The organism is Acidovorax sp. AC410, from assembly GCF_979253235.1.
Genome location: NZ_CEEDCG010000001.1, coordinates 3,696,584 through 3,718,015, shown reverse-complemented (window position 1 = coordinate 3,718,015; position 21,432 = coordinate 3,696,584). Strand labels below are relative to the sequence as shown.

Genomic DNA, 21,432 nt, shown 5'->3' with positions numbered 1-21,432 from the left:
TGCATTGCAGGGGAATTATTAGCCACGGTAATAGCAGCAATAAGCAATCGTTCGGTAGTCAAACACCCGGCTGCTCGACAAACTCGATGTGCGGCAAAGAACGATGAGAACAACACGCCCAGCCACTTCGGCCAGCGCCCCTGCGTGGCCTCCACGAATGCGGTTTTCAAGAAGGACACAGTCCATGCCCCACGAAACACACAACGATCTGCCAACGGAAATCAGTGCCGACGAGGCCGCCCTGGTGCAGGACATGCCTGAGCTCAAGGGCGTTGGCCAGGCGCGGCGCACGTTCATGGTGCAGACCGGTGGCGGCGGCATTGGCCTTTTTGCCGCCAACCTGCTGGCCACGGAGTCCGCGCTGGCGCAGCTGCCGCCGGTGCCGGGTGCGGCGTCTGCGCCCATCGTCGCGCAGAACGTCGTGGGCGTGACGTTCAAGGTCAACGGCACACCGCAGACGCTGCAGCTCGATTCGCGCGTCGTGCTGCTCGATGCGCTTCGCGAGCGGCTTGCGCTCACCGGCTCCAAGAAGGGGTGCGACCAGGGACAGTGCGGCGCCTGCACGGTGCTGGTCGACGGGCAGCGCGTGCTCTCGTGCCTGACCCTGGCCGCCACGCTCGAAGGCCGTGAAGTCACGACCATTGAGGGCTTGGCAAAGGGCGACCAACTGCATCCGCTGCAGGCCGCATTCATCAAGCACGATGGCTTTCAGTGCGGCTACTGCACATCGGGGCAGATCTGCTCAGCCGTCGGCATGTTGAGCGAGGCCCAGCGCGGGCAGGTCAGCCATGTCACCGAGAACGTCGGCAGGACAACGACCCGCCTGACGGACGACGAGATCCGCGAGCGCATGAGCGGCAACATCTGCCGCTGCGGCGCGTATCCAGGCATCGTCGCCGCGATTCAAGAAGTCCATTCGGGCCGGCAGGCAGCCCAGACCTGGGGCTTTGCCACCGAGGCGAAACTTGCGATGGCATCCACCGCTTCAAGCCCTTCGAAGGAGGACGGCCATGAGACCGTTTGAGTATGTTCGCGCCGCAGATTCCGCTGCCGCTACCGCAGCGGTGTCGGCCATGCCCCAAGCCAGGTACCTGGCCGGTGGCAGCAACCTGCTGGACCTGATGAAGGAGGACGTCGAGCGGCCCACGCGGCTGGTGGACATCACGCGGCTGCCGCTGCGCGAGATTCAGCGCACGCGCACCGGGCTGGCCATCGGCGCGCTGGCAACCAACAGCGAGACCGCCAACCATCCGCTGGTCCGCGAGAGCTACCCGTTGCTGACGCAGGCGATCGTGGCAGGTGCCTCCGGGCAGTTGCGCAACATGGCGACCAACGGCGGAAACCTGCTTCAGCGCACGCGCTGCAACTACTTCTACGACACATCGATGCCCTGCAACAAGCGCGAGGCCGGCAGCGGCTGCGGCGCACGGGAGGGCCTGAACAAGATCCACGCGATCCTGGGCTGGAGCGAATCGTGTGTGGCAACCTACCCTGGCGACATGGCAACGGCCTTGTACGCGCTGGATGCCAAGGTGCGTGTGCGCGCACCGGATGGGCGTGAGCGGCTGATCGCCATCACCGACTTCCACCGGCTGCCGGGCGATACGCCGCAGCGCGACAACAACCTTGAGCACGGCGATCTGATCCTGGCCATCGAGCTTCCGGTGCCGTCGGGCGACTTTGCGCGCCACTCGCACTACCTCAAGGTGCGCGACCGCGCCTCGTACGCGTTTGCGATGGTCTCGGTGGCCGCAGCGCTGCAGCTGGACGGCGCCACGATACGGCAGGCGCGCGTGGTGCTGGGAAGCGTCGCCCACAAGCCCTGGCGCAGTACCGAGGCCGAGGCCGTGCTGATCGGCCAGCGCGCCGATGAGGCCACCTTTCAGCGTGCGGCCGAAGCCGCGCTGCGCGATGCGCGGCCACTGGCGCACAACGCCTACAAGGTGGAACTGGGTCGTCGTTCTGTCGTGCGGGCGCTGATGCGCGCGTCGCGACTGGCTTGAGGAGAAGATCGCCATGGCACGCCATCTGGGCAAAGAAACCACCCGCGTCGACGGACTCGCCAAGGTCACAGGCCAGGCGAAGTACACCGCCGAGTTCCAGATCCCGAATGTCACCTACGGCTTCATCGTGCTGAGCACTGTTGCCAAGGGGCGCATCTCGGCCATCGACACACGGCAGGCAGAGCAGGCGGGGGGCGTGATCCGCGTCTTCACGCACCTGAATGCGGGCCGACTGGGGCCGCCACCGGCTGCCGGGGCGGCGCCCGGGTGGGCGTGGCCGCTGCAGTCGGACCGGGTGTTCTTCAACGGCCAGCCGATTGCCCTGGTCGTAGCGGAGACCTACGAACAGGCCCGGCACGCGTCGAGGCTGGTGAAGGTCAGCTACCAGACCGAACCCCACAACACCGACCTCGCCACGGTGCTGGAACGGGCGCAGCCCGACCCGGCCTCGGCCAAGGCCGTGCCCCGCGGCAACCCGGTGGCCGCCATGCAGGCGGCGCCGGTCAAGGTGGCGGCGGAGTACCGCATCCCCATCCACCACCACAACCCGATCGAGCCGCACGCAGCCATTGCCTTCTGGCAGGGCGATCAACTCACCATCTTCGACAAGACCCAGGAGGTCTTTGGCGTACAGAAGCACCTGGCCGCGGGCCTGGGCGTGCCGGCCGAGAACATCCGCGTGGTATCCCCGTTCGTCGGTGGGGCCTTCGGCGCATCGCTCAAGCCCAATTACTACCCCTCCCTGACGGCGATGGCTGCACGCGAGCTCAAGCGCCCGGTGAAGGTGGTCTACACGCGGGCGCAGATGTTCACCGGCCATGGCTATCGGCCCCACACCATCCAGAAGGTGGCGCTGGGGGCAGACCGCGATGGCAAGCTGTCGGCCATCATCCATGAAGCCTTTCACAACACCTCTTCGTTCGAGCCGTTCTCGGACGCCACCACCAGCTTTTTGAAGCAGGTGTATGCATGCCCGAATCTGCATGCGCCGCTGAAGGTGGCCGCCACCGACCTTGCCACGCCCACGTGGATGCGCGCACCGGGCGCCGTGAGCGGCATGTTCGCCCTGGAAAGCGCGATGGACGAGCTGTCGTACGCGCTCAAGATGGACCCGTTGGCGCTGCGCCTGGCCAACTACGCCGAGGTCGACCCCGAAAGCGGCAAGCCTTTCTCGAGCAAGGCGCTGCGCGAGTGCTACCGCCTGGGCGCAGAGAAGTTCGGCTGGGGCAACCGCAAGGCCGAGCCGCGCTCGATGCGCGATGGCCGGCTGCTCGTCGGCTGGGGCATGGCCTCCAGTGTCTGGGGCGCCTTCCAGCAGCCGGCCAGCGCGCGCATTGTGTTTCGCGCCGACGGCACGGCCAGTGTCACCAGCGCAACCAGCGACATCGGGCCAGGCACCTACACCGTCATGACCATGATCGCGGCCGAATTCCTGGGGCTGCGGCTGGACCAGGTGCATTTCGAGCTGGGCGACACGCGCCAGCCCAAGGCACCGGCGCAAGGCGGCTCATGGACCACATCCAGCGTGGGTTCGGCCGTGCGGGGCGCTGCCCTGGCTATCACAGCGAAGCTCCTGGAGCTGGCGAACCGGGATGCAACATCTCCACTGCGGGGGAAGGCCCCTGACGAGGTGGAGATGCTCGACGGGGTTCTGCGCCCCAAGGGCGATGTGTCGCGATCGGTGGCCATTGCCGACGTGATGCGGCGCACCGGTACGCACGAGATCGCCGAGACCCACGACTCCACGCCATCGCCAGAGCGCGCAAAGTACGCATCGCTGGCCCACGGCGCCCAGTTCGTCGAGGTGAAGGTCGACCCCGACCTGGGCACCGTCAAGGTCACCCGCGTCATCGAGGTGACCGCCTGCGGCAAGATTCTCAACCCGCTGGCCTCGCACAGCCAGGAGATCGGCGGCGTGGTGTGGGGCATCGGCATGGCTTTGGAAGAAGCCACCGAGATCGATCACCGCTACGGCCGGATCATGACGGCCAGCCTGCAGCACTACCACGTGCCCGTGAATGCGGACATCCATGCCATCGAGACCATCTTCGTGGAGGAGGAGGACACCATCGTCAACCCGCTGGGGGTGAAGGGAATGGGTGAGCTCGGCATGGTGGGCATTCCCGCTGCCATCGCCAATGCGGTGTTCCACGCCACCGGCAAACGCATCCGCGATCTGCCGATCACGCCAGACAAGCTGCTGTGACCGCCAGGCGCCGTTTTACCAACGCCTCCAGCGTCTGGTCTGCAAGACCTGGCCTCGATGGTTTTTTTTTGTCTTTCTGCGCTCCATCTGTGTGGCGCTGGTCGCCGGGCTGTTCCTGCTGACGACCACCCGCAGCCCGCAGGCTCGTCGATCGACTCGCGCATTCAGTGCAATCGCCGCGTTTGATGGCCGCACTGCTGCGCTGCGGATGAAGTGGACACGCCCATGAAAATAGAGTTCGTCCTGAGCGGTACCGTGGTCGCGGAAGGAAAGCTCGATGACAACGCGACTTCCAAGGATTTCGCGTCTCTGCTTCCTTTGAACCTGACATTCGAGGACTACGAAGCGACTGAAAAGATCGCAGGACTGCCTCGGCCGCTGGCCCTGGAAGGACCGCCAGCGGCCTGCCTGCCAGTCACCGGAGACATCTGCTTTTATGCCCCCTGGGGCAACTTGGCGATCTTCTACAGGGACGGAGAACCCTCTAGCGGACTGGTCCGACTGGGCAGGCTTCAGGCCGAAGGTGAACAGGCGTGGCTCATGAGCAACCCCAGCGTACGGCTGGTTTTCGCCGCGATCTGACCCCCTCGGTCGCGACGATGCCAGCTGATTGGCCGCAAAACCCTTAGCGGTCCTTTGCGGAGGTTCCATTTGAAGAGCAGGTACGGCATCGTTCCAAAAGCCTGTCTACGATCTTTCTGGTCCGAGAAGATCGCAGACAGGTCCTAAAGGGGACGGCTGGGGAGGCATATTCGTACCAACCCGAAAAGAAGCACAAGCGTTCCGAAGTGGCACGCTCATGGGTACAGGGACACCGCGTGTCACTGGAAGCATATCCGTGCCGCTTTAAAACCCATATCCGTGCCGCCGGCCAACGGGGCATCGGGCCTTTTGGGTTCGCGATGAAAGGCGCTGTGGAAAGCCGAACCAATCGCCTCATGCGGTCACGGCTCAAGTTTTGGTGCGCGCGAACAGCTTGCGGACTCGTTTGCCGGGCACCCTGACACTCAATCCCGGGTGAACACGGCGACCAGGTTGTCGCCCCGGTCGATCACCGGCAGGGAAGAATCTGCGCGCATCAGTTGCTCGATGGCCTTCACCGCCGGTATGCACCCCAACCCCCAGCTCTCGATGACCTTGAGCGAAACCAGCCGCAGGCCGCACCCTGCGGCGACATTCTGGAGCTCGACCGGCGTGAATTCCCGCACGTGCTGCGGGTCAGCCAGCAGCACTTCACCATACAGCCACTTGGCCAGCATGTGCCAGGCCGATGCGTTGGGCGTGGTGATCAACAAGGCCCCCGCGGGACGCAGGGTGCGCCGCTGCTCACGCAGCATGTTCTGCACCCCTGAGTAATTGAACGCCTCCAGGTCGGCCAGCGCGCGGCTGTCGACATCCTTGATGTGCTCGATCACCTCGGTGCACAGGATGAGGTCGAACCACCCGTCCGCAAAAGGCAGGGGCCCGCGAAGGTCGACGCTGGAGCCATGCACCTCCCAGCCCTGCAAACCCAGGTAGTACGCCACCGGCCCGACACCACCAGCGTCCAGTACGCGGCCGGCGGGGCACCCAAGCGCCTCGACGGCGTCCCAGGTCTGCAGGAAGCGCTGCCGGTGGTGGACAAAGTATGCTCCACGCGGAATACACTCGCTGTCGTAGTACTGCTCAAATGTCATTGGATCTCCCTGCGCCCATTCATCCTGTGATTCTGTCAGGAGGCAGCGGCACGCGGCTGTGGCCGTTGTCGCGCGCTGAATACCCCAAGCAGTTGCTGGCCCTGGCCGGCAACGAATCGCTGCTGCAGGCCACGGCGCGCCGCGCCGCCGCACTGCCCGGCGCGCAGCCCGCGGTGGTGATCACCGGGGAGGAGCACCGCTTTCTCGTGCGCGACCAGTTGGCGCAGGCCAGGCTGGCGCCGGCCTGCCTGTACCTGGAGCCCGAGGGCCGCAATACCGCACCGGCCATCGCCCTGGCCGCGCTGCACCTGGCGGCCGACGATCCCGGGGCGCTGATGCTGGTGCTGCCGGCGGACCATGTGATCGGCGACCAGCGCGCCTTCGCTGTGGCCGTGGAGACCGCGCTGCACGCGGCGCGCCAGGGCTGGCTGTGCACGTTCGGCATCGTGCCGTCGGCGCCCGAAACTGGATACGGCTACATCCAGGCGGCGGCGGCGCTGGCCGGCGCGCCGCAGGTCTCGCACATCGACCGCTTCGTCGAAAAACCCGACCTGGCCACAGCCACCCGCCTGCTCGAAGAGGGTGCCTACCTCTGGAACAGCGGAATTTTTTTGTTTACCGCGCAGGCCTTTCTGGGCGAGCTGCAAACCCACCGGCCCGACGTGCTGGCCGCGGCCACGGCCGCCTGGCAGGGCCGCCGCGAGGACATGGGCTTTCTGCGCCCGCAGCCCGAGGCCTTTCGCGCCTGCGCCAGCGTTTCCATCGACTACGCCGTCATGCAGCCGACGGCGAAGGGCGCCGTGGTCAAGGCCGGCTTCTCCTGGAGCGACGTCGGCAGCTGGGACGCCCTGTGGCAGGCGTCGCCCAAGGACGCCGACAACAACAGCGTGTCCGGCGACGTGGTGCTGGCGGGCACCCGCAACAGCTATGTGCGCGCCGAGCACCGGCTGGTGTCGGTCGTCGGGCTGGACAATGTGGCCGTGGTCGAAACCGCCGACGCCGTGCTGGTGATGAACAAGGACAGCGCGCAGGATATCCGGGCCGTTGTCGAGCAGTTGCGCGCCGCCGGCAGGGTCGAGCTGGTGCGCCAGCTGCGCGTGCACCGGCCCTGGGGCTGGTACGAGTCGACCGACCGGGGCGAGCGCTTCCAGGTCAAGCGCATCATGGTCAACCCCGGCAAGAAGCTGTCGCTGCAGATGCACCACCACCGCGCCGAGCACTGGGTCGTGGTCAGCGGCACGGCGCTGGTCACCGTCGACGGGGTCAAGCGCCTGCTGACGGAAAACCAGTCCGCCTTCGTGCCGCTGGGCCAGCAGCACCAGTTGGAGAACCCCGGCAGCATCCCGCTGCATCTGATCGAAGTGCAGTCCGGCAGCTACCTGGGCGAAGACGACATCGTCCGATTTGAAGAATAGGTGCCGCCGGGCCATGGATCAGATCCCGCAATACCCTTTCGCCTACGGCGGCACGACCGGGCAGGCGCGCACGGTGCTGGTCTACGGCAACTGCCAGGCGCCTGCAGTGGCGATGGCCCTGGCGGCCCTGGACGACCTGGACGACGACTTCCGCTTCGTGTGCGCACTGAACCACGCGGCCCCCGGCTCCCCAGAAGTCTCAGTGCCCGATGCCTTGCTGCGGAACGTTGCGCTCGTGGTGCAGCAGCACGAAGAGCGCGCCGACTTTCCCGTCCTGGCAGCGCTGCGGGAGCGGCTGCCGGCGAAGGTGCCCGTCGTGACCTTCCCCAGCTTCTTCCTGCCCTGCCTGTGGCCGTTCGAATGCGTGGAGAACCGCGTGCGGCCCGAGGCCGGCCACCCCTGGGGCAGGTACCCACTTGGCGACATGATCGGGCTGGAGTTGGCCCGGTCCGGGATGCAGGGGCCGCTGGCAGTGGCGGCCTACATGGACTTGTCGGCGCGCAAGCTGCCGGACATGCGGGTGCGGTGGCAGCGCGACTTGGCCCGCCTGCGCGGCTACGACGCACGCTGCGACGTCAAGCTTGCCGACTACGTCGAATCCACCTTCCGGCGCGAGCACCTGTTCTGGACCAACGGCCACGTCAGCGGAGCCGGCGTACATGCGCTGGTCAGCCGGATCGCGCAAGCCATCCGGCCTTACCTGGGCGGCACGGCGCAGCGGGCCCAGGCCTGCCTGGCCAGCCTGCACGAGCGCGGCGGCCTGGGCGAGCACCAGTTGCCCATCCATCCCCTGGTGGCCGAAGCGCTGGGGCTGGAGTTCTGGCAGGCCGACATGGCCTATCGCTGGAACACCCAGCGGTGGACCTTTTTCGAATACATCCAGCGCTACATCGAGTACGACACCGACTGGTGAGTTTCAGCCGCCGCGCTGCCAGTACCAGCAGCGCCGGTCCACCTGCACCATCGGCTCGGTGATGCCGCGCTCGGCGCGAAAGCCGTCGACCGCGGCCCGGCAGTCCGTCCAGTCGTCCTCGCCGTAGTCGTCCACGATCAGGTAGCCGCCGGGCGACAGCCGCTCGTACAGGTGCACCAGGCAGTCGCGTGTCGATTCGTAGTAGTCACCGTCCAGCCGCAGCACCGCCAGGCGGTCAATGGGCGCATGCGCCAGCGTGTCCTTGAACCAGCCCGGCAGGAAGCGGACCTGTTCGTCGAGCAGGCCATAGCTGCTGAAATTGGCCTTCACCGCGTCCAGCCCCACGGCCAGGCGCTGGTAGGCATCCCGCATGACGGGCCCGTGGTAGGCCGCGAATTCCTTGGGAAAACGCGCTGCGTCGGGCTCCGGCAGGCCCTCGAAGGAGTCGGCCGCCCAGACGCTGCGATCAGCAACACCATGCACCTTGAGCACGGCGCGCATCAGGATGGCGGCACCGCCGCGCCAGACACCCGCCTCCAGCAGGTCGCCGGGCACACCGCGGCGCAGCACGTCCTCGATGCATGCCTGCAACTGGTCCAGGCGCGCGCGCGGCAGCATGGTGACGGCACGTCCACGGATATAGTGGTTGAGAAAGTCCAAGGCAAAGCGCGCGCTGCCCGCATCCACGTCGGGTTCGGCGGCACTGAGGGTGTCCGTCAGGCTTTTCTTGAGCCAATCGAGGTACAGGCTGGCGGCGTCCAAGCTGAGGTGCTCCCCTGGTTTTCTATTAAACTGGCCTGCAAGCCCCACGGGCACATACCGCTGCACATCTTGCCAGAAATCCCTGCTCACGCCGCCCCGCTGCCGCCTCTGCAAGAGGTGCTCGCCTTCATTGCCTCGGTTCTTCAGGTCGACCCATTGCAGTTGCGCGAAGACGATGGCACCGAGACGGTGCCCGCCTGGGACAGCCTCAAAACGCTGCTGATGGCGAGCATGATCGAGATCAACCATGGCGTCACCCTGGACAACAGTGAAATGGAGCGGCTGACGACCGTGCGGGCCGTGCGTGAAGTGCTGGCCCGCCATGCCGCCCGCTGATTTCACACAGCTGCGCGAGCGGCTGTCTGCCCAGCGCCCCACTCCAGCCGAGCTGGCTGCGTGCGCGGCTTCCCTGGCGCAACTGGCCACGCAGGCGCAAACCGGCCGCACCCCTGTTTGGCGGATTGCCGTCGCCGGAGACTCCAGCGTGCAACTGCTGGCGCAGGCCATTGCCTGCGCCATCGCGCAAGAGGGTGGGCTGGCCCAGGTCCACGCCGTTCCGTACGAAGAGGCGACAGAGCAGTGCCTGGACCCCCACTCCGCATTGCACGCATTCGGCCCCGACACCGTGGTGCTCGTACCGGACTGGCGCCAGGCGGCCCCAGCCTTGCCTGTGGACTCCCGTGAGCACGAAGTCGCAGACGCCGTGCGCACGCAGGTGCTGCGCTACGTTCAGATGTGGGACGCATTGCAGGCGCGCGGCTACCGGATCATCCAGCACCTGCTGGTGCCTGCGCCCCATCAGCCCGGTGGTGTGGCGCAGCGGCGCGATCTTTCTTCGGTGGCCCGCCGCATCGAAGCGATCAACCAGGCCCTGCTGGAGGCTGGCGAGGGCCGCATCACCTGGATCGAGGCCGATCGGCTGGCCGCCCAGGTCGGGCTGGCCGCCTGGTCTTCGGCGCGCTTCTGGCATGCGGGCCGCATCGGCTTCGACCCGCGTTTCCTGCCCGACTACCTGCCATGGTTCCGCGGCGCCTGGCGCGCAGCGACAGGGCGCGCAAAGAAGCTGCTGGTGCTGGACCTGGATGACACGTTGTGGGGCGGCACCATCGGCGACGACGGGCTGGACGGCATCGCTCTGGGCCCCGGCCACGGCGGAAAGGGAGAGGCGTTTGTCGCGTGGCAGCAGCACCTGGCGCAACTCGCGGCCCGCGGCGTGGTGCTGGCGGTGTGCAGCAAGAACGATGCGGTGATCGCAGCATCGGGCCTTGCGCATCCCTGCGCCGTGTTGCGCGCAGGCGACTTCGCGGCCTTCGTCTGCAACTGGGACGACAAGGCCGGCAACCTGCGCCGCATCGCCGCAGACCTGAATCTCGGTCTGGACACCATGGTGTTCGTGGACGACAACCCCGCCGAACGCGCGCTGGTTCTGCAGGCGCTGCCGGAGGTCAGCGTGGTGGACATGGGCACCGACCCCGCGCAGTTCATCGACCGCCTTGAAGCCGGCCACTGGTTCGACCTGCAGGCCACCACCGCCGAGGACATCGGGCGCACCCAGGCCTATGCCGCCCGCAACCAGGCGCGGCAGGCCCAGGACCAGGCCGTAGACATGGACTCGTACCTGGCCGGCCTTCAGATGACCGGGCGCGCCGTGCCGGCGGGGCCTGCCGACCTGCCCCGCCTGGCGCAGATGGAACTCAAGACCAACCAGTTCAACCTCACCGGCCGGCGCTTCAGCCAGCCCCAACTGGCCCAGGCGCTGGACGATCCGCACCGGCTGGTGCTGGCACTGCACCTGGCGGACCGTTTTGCCGACCATGGCCTCGTGTCCTCGCTGGTGGCCGTGCGTGAAGGCAATGCGGTGCGCATCGACAGCTGGCTGCTCAGCTGCCGGGTGTTCGGCCGCACGGCCGAACCGTTCATGCTCGCCGAGCTGGCGCGCATCGCGCGCGCCCTGGGCGCCACCGCCATCGAAGGCGAATACCTCGCCACTGCCCGCAACGGCGTGGTGGCCGATCTCTACCAGCGCCTGGGCTTTAAGCCGGCATCGCCGCACGGGCGCCTGTGGCGCCGAGAGCTCGCACGGCCGCTGGACGACCTGGCCTCTGCCATCCGCCCGCAGCCACAATGACGGCACACGCGGACCCGCACCTCATCGCCAAGCTCGACGCGGCCTGGGGCGACGAGCACGCCTGGACGGCCCATGGGCTGCACTGGCTGCACCTGGACGAGTTGCGCGCGCGCACCAACCACCAGGTGAGTGGCGACACCTCGGTGGATGCGCTGGACTGGCTGCGCCGCCACGCGGCACAGGCGGGCGAGTGGCCCTTCAAACGTGCGCTGGTCCTGGCATGCGGAGACGGCTGGCTGGCGCGCGATGCGCGTGGCCGCGGCCTGGCAGACAGCGTCATCGCCATCGACCTGTCGCCCAAGGTGCTCGACCTCGCGCGCAAGCTATCGGCCGGCGTCGACGGCATTACCTACGTGCAGGCCGACATGAACGACCTGCCCGTGGACCGTGACGAAGCCTTCCTCTCCGGCAGCTTCGACGCCGTGCTGGCGTGGTCGGGCGTACACCACTGCGGCAGACTGGACCGGCTGTACGCAGCAGTCCATGCGCTGCTGCGCCCCGGCGGCTGGTTCTTCGTTGACGAGTACGTGGGCCCGGACCGCTTCCAGTTTTCTGCGGCACATATGCAGCAGGTGCGCGCATTGGCCCACCTGCTGCCCGAACGGCTGTTGACCACCCGCTCGGGCATTGTTCGGCGCGAGTTCCGGGTGCCGACGGTGGAGGAAGTCGTGGCCGTGGACCCGAGCGAGGCAGTGGCCTCGGCAGAGATTCTGCCGCTGCTGGACGCCCACTTTGACGTCATCGCCAGGCGACCCTATGGCGGCAGCCTGCTCCACGTGCTGCTGGCCAACATCGCGCAGAACTTCCAGACCCCGCAAGACGCACGCTGGCTGCGGGCGCTGATCGCAGCCGAAGACGATCTGCACCGGCAAGGCCGACTGGAGCAGCATTTCTGCAGCGTCATCGCACGCCGGCCTCACGCAGCCAGTCCGCGATCCAGTCCCGGCGGTTGACGCCCAGCGGGCCCATCACCACCTGGGGGCGTTCGACCGCCCGCCCCGCATCGACCTGCGCATAGCTGTCCAGGATGTCCTGGCGCCGCGTGCGCAGCGTGTCCGATGCCGGGTCCAGGCCCGCCACCAGCGTCAGGCCCGTGGGCGAAACCGGCAAGGTCACCACGCGCAGCCGCGGGCGCAGGGCCTTCAGGCAGGGCACGAGCTTCCAGCCGTCGCCGGTGTAGAAACTCGTGCTGCGCGAACTGGCGGCGGTGCGCGTGTTCAGCGGCAGGGTGTCGTGCAGCACCACCACCGCGCCGGGCGCCGCCCAGCACTCCAACGCCATGAAATCGTCGAGCACGGCCTCGAAGTGGTGATCACCGTCGACGAAGGCCAGGTCGAACCCATGGTCGTGCAGCGCGCACCCTGCGGGCGGCGCGTCCAGGAACCGGGCGCTGGACAGGGTGTACAGCTGCGCTTGCGTGCGGCAGCCGGCCAGGGGATCGCCGATGGGCTGCGGGTCCACGCCCACCACCCGAGTGGGCGGCCGGGCCAGCGCCAGCGACAGGCCGCCCTCCACGCCGATTTCCAGGTACAGCGCGGGCTCCAGCAGTTCATGCAGCCAACGCAGCACCTGGTGGAAGTCCGGACCGGGCCAGCGCAGCCGAGCCAGCGCCAGGTGTACGTGGCCCAGGTCGGGATCCAGCGCAAGCACCTGCTCCAGGCTATCGCGGGCGCCAGCCGCGTCGCCACGCACCAGGCTGCGCCGCGCCTGCGCCAGCGCGGGCCGCTGCAGCCAGGGCGCCTTCATGATCGCGCCGCCTTTTCCAGCACCCTGCGCAGGGTGGCCGAGAAAACACCCGGGTCGTAACGCAGCGCGCACTGCTGCCATGCAGCGTGCTGTTGCCGCTGCCACGCGGGGTCGTCCAGCAGCAGGCGAACAATGGCCGCGGCGAAGGCGCGGGCATCGCGCGCACCCAGCACGTCCGTGCCCTCGCGCCATTCCAGCTGCCGCACCAGCAGCGCCGACGCGACCACGGGGATACCCGCTGCAGCCGCCTCGATCACCTTGGCAGGCACGCCCCCCGCGAAGCGCACCGGCGCGATGAACACCCGCGCCGCGTCGTAATGCGACTCCAGTTCCGCCTGCGGCCCGAGAATTTGTACCCCATCGCCAGCGAGCGCGGCCACCCGCGCAGACAGGCACACCCCCACCACCGAAAGCACAGGCGCTGCGCCCAGGCGCGAGCGCAGCATCGGCATCACTTCGCGGATGAACCACAGCAGCCCGTCCTCGTTGGGCGTGTCGGGGTGCAGCGCGCCCACGAACAGCAGGCCCTTGCGCTGCTCCAGGCCCGGCGCCTGCCTGCGCAGCGCGATGCCGTGGCTCAGGACATGGGTGCGGTGACCGGCCGCCTCGAAGTGCCGTGCGTCGCGTTGCGACACCACCAGCACGTCGGTGGCACCGTCGGCCAGGGCCATTTCCTGGGCAAGGTGCGCGCGTTGCGCCTGCGCAGACATCGGCTTGCCCTGAACGCCGGCCATCGCGATCTCGCGCAGGGCAAACAGGGCCTCGGCGTCGTACACCAGCCGCATGCCGGCGAACAGCTCGGGCCGCCGTTTGCGCAGCGGCTGCAGGCGCTTGAGGTTGGGCGGGCGGCTGACCAGCAGCACGTCATACAGGCCTTGGCGCTTTTCCAGAAAGGCCTCCAGGCCTTCGAAGTGGTGGCCCAAGGCCACCTCCACACTCGCCGGCAGGGACTCGTACACCGCACGCACGTGGTCGTGCGGCACCCACAGCGGAAACAGCGTCACCGGCCAGCCATCCAGCGCATGCAGCATCCAGCGCGCGCGGGGCTGCCCACCGCCCTTGAAGCCGTAGGGCACCTCGTTGTCGATGACGAGCACGCGCGGCAGCCGCGGCCTGTCCTGCGGCGAACGCCAGCGGTCCCCGTTCAGCGGCAGCGCCCGGGGGCTGGGCCGGTCGTGCAGCAGCCACCCGTGGCGCGCACGGAACAGCAGGCGGTTGCGGTCCATCAGCTCGGTGGCGCTGCTGCCGGTGGCGCTCCCCCATTCCAGATGCTCCAGCAGCACCGAGGGCGCATACACCACCCGCAACCCGGCCTGCCAGACGCGCAGGCAGTAGTCGGTGTCCTCGTAGTACGCGGGGGCGAAGGCCTCGTCGAACCCGTCCAGCATGCGCCACACCGGCGCGGGTGTGACGAGGAAGACACCGGACACATAGTCGGTGTCGCGTGCGGCGAGGGCAGCATGGTGGAAGGCATCCTCTTCGCGGCCGATGCCGCCAGCCGATCCGTCATTGAACAGCAGGTTGCCGGCCTCCTGCAGCCCACCCGCGGTCAGCACCACGCGCCCGCCCAGCACGCCGATACCGGGGTCGGCGCACACCATGCGCAGCGCTTCGCTCAGCGCGCCCTCCTGCAGGAGGGCATCGCTGTTGAGGAAGGCCAGGTAGCGGCCGCTCGCCGCCTGCGCACCCTGCCGGGCCGCGCGCAGGAAGCCCACGTTCTCGGCATTGCGCAGCACGCGCGCACCGCGCAGGCGATCGAGCAACTGCGGCGTGCGGTCGCCCGATGCGTTGTCGACCACGATGGTTTCGAAGCGCACGCCCTGCTGGTCGGCCAGCGCCTGCAGCGTGCGCAGCGAAAGCCCCGCCTGGTTGTAAAGCACGACGATCACCGACAGGTCCGGCGGCCCATCGGGTGCCGGCAGGTCGATGGTGCGGGGCCATTGCAGCCACTGCTCCAGCATGCGGCGAGCGTGCGCCCGCACGCGGCCTTTGGCATCCGTCGCCGCCGTCTCGTCGGCGGCCTCGCGGGTCCAGCGAACGCAGAAATCCTCGATCTGCGCGGCGACGCGGCGCCCGTCCATGAGGGGCGATGCCAGGATGCGCGCGCGCATGCTGGCGCGCAGCTGCGCCAGTCCCTGTGCATCGCCAGCCAGTGCGACGGCCTTGGCAATGAACCCATCCACCGATCCTGCCACCGCTTCCTGCAGGCCCAGCGCATGCAGCAGCGATGCGCCCTGGCGGGCCCCAGCCCAGCCGCCGGCCAAGGTCACCACCGGCACCCCCATCCACAGCGGGTCCAGCAGGCTCAGGCCACCGTTGCCGGGAAAGCTGTCGAGCAGCACATCGATGCGGGCGCACCAGCGCAGGTAGTCGGCATGCGGCACGAAGGGGTCGAACAGCACCCTGTCAGGCGCAACGCCCTCGGCGCGCATGCGGCGCAGCACGTCGCGCCGCAACGGAAAGTCCCCAGCGATCTCGCCGATGAACCGGATGCATGCGCCGGGAACGCCTGCGACAACCCGCGCGAAGGCGTCCAGGCAGGGGGCATCCAGCCGCAGGCTGCGCGAGGTGACGCCGAAGGTGATGCGCCCCCCCGCCAGCATTGGCGGAGGAACCGGATCGGGGGCCCCCGATGGAGGATCCCAGCACCATTGCCCGCCGGCGAGGTGGAGCACCTCTTCCTCGTGGTGAACGGCATGCGCGAGCGGCACGGACACGGCATCGGCCAGCATCGCATCGAACAGGCCTCCCGCCGTGCCCCAGCAACCGAGCCAGCCCACCTGCACTGGAGCGACCCGCTGCGCATAGGCCTTGAGCACTTCGAATTGGCCCTCCACCGGATGCAGCCCGCCAGTGTCGATCAAGACATCGATGCGATTGGCCGCACAGGATGCGGCCAGTGCGTCCGGCTCCAGCGGTTGCAGGTGGACATGGGCCGGCAGCTTGCCGGGCGGATGGTTGGTGTAGACGAAGACCTGGGCACGTTCAGGGTCGTGCGCCGCAAGCACGCGGGCCAGCAGGCCCTGGTGCAGTTGCCCCGCGACGTAAGCGATGCGCGGCCTGCCGTCCGTGCCAGGCCATCGGGGTGCCACCGGCAGGCGCGCCAGCCCGCTGCGCAGCTTGAGGGCGCGATACCAATCGCGCGCCTGCCGCGCAAGTGCGGCCGCGTCGGAACGCATGGAAAGCGATGCCGCGTAGAGCGCAGCGGCCTGCAACCAGGGATCGGGGTCCAGTTCTTCGCTCGCCAACCGCGCAAGCCGGCCCAGGGCATCCTGGCCCTGGGTGTACACGGCGTCCTCCAGGGTCCCCCGCCACTGCTCCCGCAGCACATTGGCCGCAATGAGCGGGAGCAATCGGCGCGCACCTTCTTCACCGAGTGCGACCAGGCGCAGCACGGTGCGCGCCGCTTCGGGGGCGTGCCGGTCGCTGCGCAGCAACTGCTCGCAAGCCGCGAGGGCGCCCGCGTCGCCCGCCTCCACCAGCAGGCGCGCCCGCGCCAGCAGGGCCGGGAACCAGCCAGGGCGCTGCGCCAGCACCGTGTCCACGCTGTGCACCGCGTCGTCCAACTGGCCCGCTGCGCGCTGGGCCTGTGCGAGCTCCAGGCGCAGCGCATGGATGCGCGGCGCGGCCTCCATCGCACGCAGGAAAGCCAGCTGTGCCTGGCCGTTGCGCGCGCAGGCCAACAGCACAGCGCCCAGTTGGCGCAGGCAATCGACATCGTCGGGAGCCAGGCGCAAGCCCTCGTGGATGGCGGCCAGCGCCTCGTCCAGCCGGCGCTGGTGCAAACGCACGTGCGACAGCGCACGCCAGGATTCCGCCAGCGCGGGCGAATGGGCGACGGCGCGCTCCGCCCATTGCTGCGCCTCGCCCACGCGGCTGGCCCGCAGCAGCACGAAGGTGGCCTGCAACTGCGCCCAGACGTCCCCCGGCGCCCGATGCAGCAGCGCCTGGACAGCCGACACCGCTTCTGCCGTGTCACCCCGGTCCAGCGCCATCCAGCCCTGGCTGCGCAGCGCATCCAGGTTGTCCGGTTGCAGGGCCACCAGGCGTTTGAGCAGGCGGGCCGCACGCCAATGCCGTCCGGCGCGCGCATGCGCGATGGCCAGCAGCCGCCACAGGTCGGGTGGGGCATTGCCGGCGCGCAGCCGAGGAACCAGAAGGCGGCGCACCGCGCCGTGGTCGTCCTCGTCCAGCATGACCTGGGCGAGCAGGCCCATGGCGGCGGCATCCCTGGGCGCACGTTCCAGCGCCATGCCCAGCAGCCAGCGTGCGCCCTCGTAGCGCTTCCAGCCGTGCTGGATCTGCGCCCGGCGCACCAGCGCATCCGTGTTATTGAGGTCGCGTTGCTGCACCTCCAGGAAGGCGGCATCCGCACCTTCGAGGTCGCCCATGTCGTGCAGCAGCACGCCCAGCACATGCCAGTCGCCCGCCTGGCCGGGCCGCGACTTCACCAGTTCACGCGCTATCCGCACCGCAGCGGCCATGTCGCCGCGCGAGCGATGGCGCTTCACCTCCTCGGCAGCAAGCTTCGCATCTGCGGGCCAGCGCTGCCGCGCAGAGCGCAGCAAGACGTCCGCCTGGTCGCCGCGACCCGCCAACACCAGGCATTGCACCAGGTGCATGTGCAGCATCGGCTGGTCGTGCGCATCCTGCGGCAGCGCGTCAATGGCTTCCTGCCAAAGGTCCGTGGCGTTCTGCGCTGCGCCTGTGCGCTGCAACAGCCAGGCCATCTGCTGCAGCCGCGCTGGCGTGCGCGCCACGGCCAGGGCCTGGCGGGCCCAGACCAGCGCCGGCCCGTCCCGGCCCAGTTCGTGCAGCACCCACGCCAACGCGAAGGCTGCCTCGTGCAGCTGCGGGTTCAAGGTGCAGGCTTGCTCGAAAGCCTGGGCCGCGGCCTCGCGGTCACCGGCCTGCTCCAGCACATAGCCGCTGTACCAGTGCAGCGGCGCGAAATGCGGGGCACGCGCGCGGGCCGGCAGGAGCACGGCGCGCGCATCCTCGGGCCGCCCGGCTTTGAGCAGAAAGAAGCCCAGCGCCGCGCTGGCACCCCAGTCGCGCGTGTTGGCCGCAACCGCAGCACTGGCGGTGGCAATGGCCTCCTGCAACTCGCCCGCCGTGAAATGCTCCCAGGCCCGGGCAGCGGTCGGGGGCCCGGCGGCCGTGTCCATCAGCGCGCCGCGTGGCCAGCCAGCAGGCCCATCAGTTGCGCAACGATCAGCGGCGCGGCCGCCGCATGGCCCAGGCCCTGGCTGCGCGCCACCGCGCTGAAGTGCCCATGCCCGGCCAGCAGGCTGTGCAGCGCTGCGGCCCACGCATCCACCGGCGCATGCGGCTCCAGCACCAGGCCAGCGCCACCGACGATCTCGGCAAGCGCACCGCGATTGCTGGCCAGCACGGGCATGCCGTTGAGCTGGGCCTCCACGGCCGTGCGGCCGAACGACTCTTCCCACACCGAGGGCATGAGCAGCACCCTGGAGCGGGCATAGACCGGCCGCATGTCATCCACCGGCTCCATCCATTCGATGTTGCCCAGTGCCTGCGCACGCCGGCGGCACCAGTCACGCCAGGCGGGCTCGATCGTCCAGCTCTCCACCACCAGGAAGGGGATATCGGGGCAATGCGCGGCCAGCGCGAACATCAGCTCCACGCCCTTGATCGGTACCGGGTTGACGAACAGCACCTTGTCGCCACTGGCGCCAGCCAGGTAGTTGCCGGCCTGGATCACGGGCGGAATGACTTCGCAGTGCAGGCCGCTGAGCGCCCGCCAGCGCTGCGCGGTGAAATGCGAATTGGCCAGATACAGCAACAGCGGGTCGGCCACCAGCATGCCACCCAGTTGGTGGGCTTCCACGTTGTGCAGGTAGACGGCCGTGGGCCGCCCCGTGTCCAGGCTGGCCAGCACCATGCGGGTCAACGAGTTGCCGCTTTGCACGACGATGGCGTCGGGCTGCCAGGCGGCGGCCACCAGCGGCAGCGCCTGGTGCGGTGCCCCTGCCCGCATGCACAGGTAACCCAAGTCCGTGTCGCTGGCTGGCGGTGCGGCGCCACCGCCCTCCCCGGAAATCCCGCACAGCACTGCCACCTCGCCGCCGGCCATGGCGAGGGCCAGGCACAGGTCATGCGTCGTGGTCTGCAGCCCACCTTTGATCGCGGGCAGGTGCGGATAGTCGGAAACGAAAAGTACACGCATCGCGGCAGTCGGTGCTCGCGGCGCTCAGGACTGGTTCGGGGCGTCGGTACCCAGGATGGTGCGCAACACTTCCGACGGATTGGCGTTCTGGAGCTGGTTCGGATTCTGCCCGCCGGCCAGCCGGTCGTTGGCGAGGCCGCCGATGGGCGGTGAGGGCGAAGGCGATGGTGAAGACGACGAGCCGCCCGATGAAGGTGCTGGCGATGGCGATGGAGATGGCGTGCCCGTGGACTGGGGGCCCTGGGTCGAGGTTCCCAGCCGGTTGAGCACACCCGAGAGCTCGGTGGAGGGCAGGCGTTGCGGCTCGGACAGCTGGTTGCCTTGCGACGTGACCCCGAAGCCCTGGCGTGTCACCGTCTGGGTTTGCGAGCCGTCCGGGTTGGACACGCGCATCTGCTGGCCGAACAGGTAATGGGCGCTGGTGCTGCCGTTCTGGTGCTCCACCGTGGTGATGCCGCCGCGGATGCCGACCTCGGCCGCGCCCGTGCGCACCACGGTTTCGCTCTTCTTGCTGATGAAGCCGCCGACCACGCGCAGCAAACCCCTGGACAGGTCTACCTGCAGCGTGCCGTTCTTGGTCTCCGAATCGTAGCGGTACTCGGTGATGACCACCTCGGAGTTGGGGCCGACGGTGATGGCCGACTGGTCCGAGAAGAGCACATGCACGGTCTGGTTCGGCCCGGTGATCAGGCGCTGGCCACGGGTGTTGTCGATATAGATCGGCGTACTGGCGTCGGTGGTAGGCGCACCCTGCGTCACCGAGGTGACGACGCCCGTCTGTCGGCCTTCTGCGGTCGTTGGCACCTGGCCCATCGCAGCCGGCAGCGCCGCGCCTGTCAGCGCGGCAGCCAGCCACCAGTCTTTTTGAATCGGCGGGGACATCTCGTATTCCTCAGAAGCTGCGCACCACGATGGCGGAAACCGACGTGTTCTTGTAGCGGTAATTGGGCAGGTTGGCCTGGTTGCGGGCGTATTCGGCCGACAGCAGCAGCGACCACAGCGGCACCAGCGGGATCGTCTGGTTCACGCCCATGCGCCATTCCCGGTCCTTGTGCGCGGTGCCGCTACTGACGGCCGGATCGGGCGCATCGTAGGAGCGGTTCAATGCGCCCAGCCAGAAGGCCGTGGTCCAGTGGCTGCCTTTGTAGAACGGGTTGCCGTAGGAGATGGCATAGGTCGCCCGGACCTCATGCGAATCGGCATCGTAAATGTCGCGCTCGGACGTGGCGCGTCGCATGGCGTATTCGCCCACGAACAACTGGCCCGGGGCCAGTTCGCGGCTCACGCGCGCGCGCAGCGAATACAGGTGGCCGTCCTGCAGGTTGGCATTGGCTACGTCGACGCGTTCCGCGAAATCACGGTGTACGCCGTCCAGGGTGAATTCGTACAGGGTGCGCTCGTTGGGGCGCAGGGACAAATCGATGCCCAGCCCCTGGTTGCGCAGGTACTGGTGCCTTTTGGCCACCAGGTTCGACAGGATGGCGTGCGGGCGCAGCGTCAGGCCCGAGACCGTGGCAGGCAGTGGTTTGAACTGCAGCCCGGTGTTCAGGTCCAGCAGCTGCAGGTCGTAGGGCTTGCTCTCACCGGCCACCAGTTGGCTGCCCGAGGCGGAGCGGTAGTTCACGAGGTAGGCACCGAAATTGGTGACGATGGCGGCCGAGTTCTGGCGCTCCAGGTCATACAGGTGGCTGATGCGCAGCCCGGCGCTGACGTCGTTGTCAGCCTCGGGGCGCTGGCTGGGCGCCAGCGGGCCCAGCACGCCGGCGGACAGCACCTGCGAAGCGTCGGTACGGTAGGTAGGGTTGGTCTGGTGGCGCAAGCCCAGTGTCGCCACGCCCTGCAGCTGGCTGCGCTGGGCGCGCCTGCGCGTGTCGTCCAGCAGGGCCTGCGCCAGCGCCCGCTTGTCGCCTTGCAGACGGCCGTCCGCCAGCGCGGTGCCGAGCATGGCTTCGGCCATGGCATAGGAACCCTGGCGGTAGTAGAGCACCGCAATGTCCACCCGCAGGTCGGGGCTGGCGTTGGGTTCCAGCAGCAGGCGTTCGAGGGCGGCGATTCCGCCTTCGTAATTGCCGGCCTGGACCAGCAGTTGCGCATACCGGGACCAGCCCGACAGGTCCTGGGGCTGCTGAAGCACCAGCCTGAAAGCATCGTCGGTCTGGCGCTCCAGCGTGACCGAGCCGCTGCCCTGGGCTGCTGCACCGGCACTGAACAGGAAACCGAGGGCACCCACCACATGGGGCCAAGGCGTCTTGTTTCCGGGCGATTTCGGCATGGTCTGCCCCTGTCTATTTATTGCAATTGTTACGATTGTGGTTATTACTATAAACGGAACAGCCGGCGTTCCCAAGTCAATTGGTACACGGACAGGGCCCTGTTGCAAGCGAGCCATTCCA

16 protein-coding genes are annotated in these 21,432 nt (G+C 68.3%); 9 read left to right on the top strand and 7 right to left on the bottom strand.

The genetic code is table 11. The annotated features are described in order from the left end of the window. Window positions 1-184: 184 nt before the first annotated feature. The 4 genes from AC0IZS_RS17240 to AC0IZS_RS17225 all read left to right on the top strand — a co-directional run bounded on the left by AC0IZS_RS17240 (window position 185) and on the right by AC0IZS_RS17225 (window position 4,791). The gene (locus AC0IZS_RS17240) at window positions 185-1,024 is read left to right on the top strand and encodes a 2Fe-2S iron-sulfur cluster-binding protein (RefSeq protein WP_471636722.1); all 840 of its coding nucleotides are present in this window, start codon (window positions 185-187) and stop codon (window positions 1,022-1,024) included. Next, complete coding sequence (locus AC0IZS_RS17235) at window positions 1,011-2,003, top strand: FAD binding domain-containing protein (protein WP_471636721.1); 993 nt, start codon at window positions 1,011-1,013, stop codon at window positions 2,001-2,003. The genes AC0IZS_RS17240 and AC0IZS_RS17235 overlap by 14 nt, the downstream gene beginning before the upstream one ends. A 13-nt stretch (window positions 2,004-2,016) precedes the next feature. Beyond that, the gene (locus tag AC0IZS_RS17230) at window positions 2,017-4,209 is read left to right on the top strand and encodes a xanthine dehydrogenase family protein molybdopterin-binding subunit (RefSeq protein WP_471636720.1); all 2,193 of its coding nucleotides are present in this window, start codon (window positions 2,017-2,019) and stop codon (window positions 4,207-4,209) included. 225 nt (window positions 4,210-4,434) lie between these two features. Further along, on the top strand, window positions 4,435-4,791 hold the full coding sequence (locus AC0IZS_RS17225) for a cyclophilin-like fold protein (RefSeq protein WP_471636719.1): 357 nt from the start codon (window positions 4,435-4,437) through the stop codon (window positions 4,789-4,791). 425 nt (window positions 4,792-5,216) lie between these two features. On the opposite strand, the gene AC0IZS_RS17220 is transcribed toward AC0IZS_RS17225, so the two are convergent. Continuing rightward, on the bottom strand, window positions 5,217-5,885 hold the full coding sequence (locus tag AC0IZS_RS17220; protein ID WP_471636718.1) for a class I SAM-dependent methyltransferase: 669 nt from the start codon (window positions 5,883-5,885) through the stop codon (window positions 5,217-5,219). On the opposite strand from AC0IZS_RS17220, the gene AC0IZS_RS17215 reads away from it, so the two are divergent. Both AC0IZS_RS17215 and AC0IZS_RS17210 read left to right on the top strand, forming a co-directional pair. Continuing rightward, window positions 5,879-7,300 (top strand): mannose-1-phosphate guanylyltransferase/mannose-6-phosphate isomerase, encoded by a 1,422-nt coding sequence (locus tag AC0IZS_RS17215; RefSeq protein WP_471636717.1) that lies wholly within the window; start codon window positions 5,879-5,881, stop codon window positions 7,298-7,300. The two genes, AC0IZS_RS17220 and AC0IZS_RS17215, sit on opposite strands and share 7 nt — an antisense overlap. 13 nt (window positions 7,301-7,313) lie before the next feature. Then, entirely contained in the window at window positions 7,314-8,213 is a 900-nt protein-coding gene (locus AC0IZS_RS17210; RefSeq protein ID WP_471636716.1) for a WcbI family polysaccharide biosynthesis putative acetyltransferase, read from the top strand. Window positions 8,214-8,216: 3 nt separating this feature from the next. Here the strand turns inward: AC0IZS_RS17210 and AC0IZS_RS17205 are convergent, their stop codons facing one another. Then, the gene (locus AC0IZS_RS17205) at window positions 8,217-8,975 is read right to left on the bottom strand and encodes a TylF/MycF/NovP-related O-methyltransferase (protein ID WP_471636715.1); all 759 of its coding nucleotides are present in this window, start codon (window positions 8,973-8,975) and stop codon (window positions 8,217-8,219) included. Window positions 8,976-8,981: 6 nt separating this feature from the next. Here AC0IZS_RS17205 and AC0IZS_RS17200 point away from each other — a divergent pair, with 6 nt between their 5' ends. From AC0IZS_RS17200 to AC0IZS_RS17190, 3 genes are read left to right on the top strand one after another with little or no spacing between them, the layout of a single operon-like run. Continuing rightward, window positions 8,982-9,311 (top strand): acyl carrier protein, encoded by a 330-nt coding sequence (locus AC0IZS_RS17200; RefSeq protein ID WP_471636714.1) that lies wholly within the window; start codon window positions 8,982-8,984, stop codon window positions 9,309-9,311. After that, window positions 9,298-11,103, top strand: a complete 1,806-nt coding sequence (locus AC0IZS_RS17195; RefSeq protein ID WP_471636713.1) for an HAD-IIIC family phosphatase — start codon at window positions 9,298-9,300, stop codon at window positions 11,101-11,103. Before AC0IZS_RS17200 ends, AC0IZS_RS17195 begins: the two co-directional genes overlap by 14 nt. Further along, window positions 11,100-12,056 (top strand): class I SAM-dependent methyltransferase, encoded by a 957-nt coding sequence (locus AC0IZS_RS17190; RefSeq protein ID WP_471636712.1) that lies wholly within the window; start codon window positions 11,100-11,102, stop codon window positions 12,054-12,056. The genes AC0IZS_RS17195 and AC0IZS_RS17190 overlap by 4 nt, the downstream gene beginning before the upstream one ends. Here AC0IZS_RS17190 and AC0IZS_RS17185 read toward each other — a convergent pair. The 5 genes from AC0IZS_RS17185 to AC0IZS_RS17165 are packed head-to-tail and all read right to left on the bottom strand — an operon-like array spanning window position 12,004 to window position 21,311. Continuing rightward, window positions 12,004-12,849 carry a class I SAM-dependent methyltransferase gene (locus AC0IZS_RS17185; protein WP_471636711.1) on the bottom strand — a complete coding sequence of 282 codons (846 nt, stop codon included), beginning with the start codon at window positions 12,847-12,849 and terminating at the stop codon, window positions 12,004-12,006. The genes AC0IZS_RS17190 and AC0IZS_RS17185 overlap by 53 nt on opposite strands. Beyond that, entirely contained in the window at window positions 12,846-18,017 is a 5,172-nt protein-coding gene (locus tag AC0IZS_RS17180; RefSeq protein ID WP_471636710.1) for a glycosyltransferase, read from the bottom strand. The genes AC0IZS_RS17185 and AC0IZS_RS17180 overlap by 4 nt, the downstream gene beginning before the upstream one ends. Continuing rightward, complete coding sequence (locus tag AC0IZS_RS17175) at window positions 18,017-19,039, bottom strand: glycosyltransferase (RefSeq protein WP_471636709.1); 1,023 nt, start codon at window positions 19,037-19,039, stop codon at window positions 18,017-18,019. Before AC0IZS_RS17175 ends, AC0IZS_RS17180 begins: the two co-directional genes overlap by 1 nt. A 24-nt stretch (window positions 19,040-19,063) precedes the next feature. Continuing rightward, window positions 19,064-19,921 (bottom strand): FecR family protein, encoded by an 858-nt coding sequence (locus AC0IZS_RS17170; RefSeq protein ID WP_471636708.1) that lies wholly within the window; start codon window positions 19,919-19,921, stop codon window positions 19,064-19,066. Window positions 19,922-19,931: 10 nt separating this feature from the next. Next, the gene (locus tag AC0IZS_RS17165) at window positions 19,932-21,311 is read right to left on the bottom strand and encodes a tetratricopeptide repeat protein (RefSeq protein ID WP_471636707.1); all 1,380 of its coding nucleotides are present in this window, start codon (window positions 21,309-21,311) and stop codon (window positions 19,932-19,934) included. Window positions 21,312-21,432 lie beyond the last annotated feature (121 nt).

Excerpts from the sequence above, each read along its gene's own strand:
- AC0IZS_RS17240 (WP_471636722.1), top strand. The coding sequence starts at position 185 with ATGCCCCACGAAACACACAACGATCTGCCAACGGAAATCAGTGCCGAC.
- AC0IZS_RS17235 (WP_471636721.1), top strand. The coding sequence starts at position 1,011 with ATGAGACCGTTTGAGTATGTTCGCGCCGCAGATTCCGCTGCCGCTACC.
- AC0IZS_RS17230 (WP_471636720.1), top strand. The coding sequence starts at position 2,017 with ATGGCACGCCATCTGGGCAAAGAAACCACCCGCGTCGACGGACTCGCC.
- AC0IZS_RS17225 (WP_471636719.1), top strand. The coding sequence starts at position 4,435 with ATGAAAATAGAGTTCGTCCTGAGCGGTACCGTGGTCGCGGAAGGAAAG.
- AC0IZS_RS17215 (WP_471636717.1), top strand. The coding sequence starts at position 5,879 with ATGTCATTGGATCTCCCTGCGCCCATTCATCCTGTGATTCTGTCAGGA.
- AC0IZS_RS17220 (WP_471636718.1), bottom strand. The coding sequence starts at position 5,885 with ATGACATTTGAGCAGTACTACGACAGCGAGTGTATTCCGCGTGGAGCA.
- AC0IZS_RS17210 (WP_471636716.1), top strand. The coding sequence starts at position 7,314 with ATGGATCAGATCCCGCAATACCCTTTCGCCTACGGCGGCACGACCGGG.
- AC0IZS_RS17195 (WP_471636713.1), top strand. The coding sequence starts at position 9,298 with ATGCCGCCCGCTGATTTCACACAGCTGCGCGAGCGGCTGTCTGCCCAG.
- AC0IZS_RS17190 (WP_471636712.1), top strand. The coding sequence starts at position 11,100 with ATGACGGCACACGCGGACCCGCACCTCATCGCCAAGCTCGACGCGGCC.
- AC0IZS_RS17185 (WP_471636711.1), bottom strand. The coding sequence starts at position 12,849 with ATGAAGGCGCCCTGGCTGCAGCGGCCCGCGCTGGCGCAGGCGCGGCGC.
- AC0IZS_RS17180 (WP_471636710.1), bottom strand. The coding sequence starts at position 18,017 with ATGGACACGGCCGCCGGGCCCCCGACCGCTGCCCGGGCCTGGGAGCAT.
- AC0IZS_RS17175 (WP_471636709.1), bottom strand. The coding sequence starts at position 19,039 with ATGCGTGTACTTTTCGTTTCCGACTATCCGCACCTGCCCGCGATCAAA.
- AC0IZS_RS17170 (WP_471636708.1), bottom strand. The coding sequence starts at position 19,921 with ATGTCCCCGCCGATTCAAAAAGACTGGTGGCTGGCTGCCGCGCTGACA.
- AC0IZS_RS17165 (WP_471636707.1), bottom strand. The coding sequence starts at position 21,311 with ATGCCGAAATCGCCCGGAAACAAGACGCCTTGGCCCCATGTGGTGGGT.